Here is a 1478-nt window from a genome sequence, read left to right on the forward strand (position 1 = left end):
AGGTGGCAATTTTTTCATGTCAACTAAATGAATCATGAAAATAAATGAAATGGAGAAACTATGGAATGTGATGCTAAAAGGAGGGTTTTATTTTTGTTCCAGAGTCTTCGATATCCGATTTTTTTGGTGCTGAGTTTTTTCGCTTTTTCGTCGCTTGCTACAGCTGAAAGCGAACAATCCAAAGAACAACTTTTGAACCAGCGTATGGGTTATTACCAACAATATTCAAATCCTTCTGTGCCGTGGTACTATTTGGCGGCCGTTGACAAGTACGAGCGAAATATCCAGCAGGTTCGTAACGATCTAACAATAAGGGAAGGTCCAATTGCCATTCAGTTTTCAGATGCATTTTGGGTGGGTGACTTGAACCCGATTAAGAACGATAAGCTTTCCTCTGCCATCTCATTTTTCGGTGGGAATGGAATGGACGGAAGTGGCGATGGCAAGGCAGACTTGGAGAATAATGACGACTTAATGCTCACGCTGTCCAACTACTTGATTAAATATGGACATTCCGAAAATGATTTCAAGAAGGCACTTAAAGATTATTACGTTCTCGATGAAGCTGTTAGGCAGATCATGGTAATTTCACAGATTTACAAATATTTTGAAACGTTAGACCTGGATCAACATGCCTTTCCCCTTCCTGTCGGAAATGATTACAGCTACCGCAGTACATGGGGTTCCAGCCGCGGCTGGGGCGGACGCCGAATGCATGAAGGTACGGATTTGTATGCYTCCTATGGTGTCCCGGTYCGATCTACAACATATGGCGTGATTGAGGTAATGGSCTGGAATGACTTCGGCGGTTGGCGTATCGGAATCCGTGATATCCATAATACGTACCATTACTTCGCCCATTTGTCGCATTTCAATAAAGGCGTCAAGGAAGGCCATATTGTGGAGCCTGGGATGATCATCGGCTATGTTGGAAGTTCCGGGTATGGGAAGAAAGGGACTTCAGGCAAGTTCCCACCGCACCTTCACTATGGAATGTATAAATTCAATGGCCGGATTGAATGGGCATATGATCCGTTCCCTTCTTTGAAACATTGGGAAATCGAGGACAGGAAAGCCATGTAATCATGAATGTGGGTACTAGCGCTTGTCTCACAGCCGCTGTTCCTGTGCCACCCGCAGAGACGTTCAGTTGCTTTCATTTTCGGATGAGAATTAGTTCTTTTCGCCTTCACTTACAGGAAAGAGTGATAATTTTTTAAAAAACACTTGAGGGGGACTTTTGTTGAAGAAATTACTGTGCTGTGATTAACAGGTTCTGTTTAGGTGCACAAAACATTAAAACACAACCGAAAAGGAATTATAAACCGCAATCATTTTTTAAGCAGAAAATGCTTAGACATATACAAAAATAAAGAGTCCGATTCATAAAATAATCAGGACTCTTTTTAGTAATTGCTTACTTGGACCTCAAAACAGATCCGGTTACTCTGTGACGCTCTTTTTTCTTACGATTAGTC

Annotated in this window: 1 protein-coding gene; it reads left to right on the top strand. The window is 42.1% G+C overall.

Features of this window, described 5'->3' with window-relative positions; translation table 11 throughout:
• The first annotated feature begins 93 nt into the window (after positions 1–93).
• Positions 94–1083, top strand: coding sequence for a M23 family metallopeptidase (locus AC1DOS_RS20080; protein ID WP_477538902.1), 990 nt, complete (start codon positions 94–96; stop codon positions 1081–1083).
• Positions 1084–1478: the final 395 nt, after the last annotated feature.

The organism is Paenisporosarcina sp. P5_A11, from assembly GCF_056400705.1.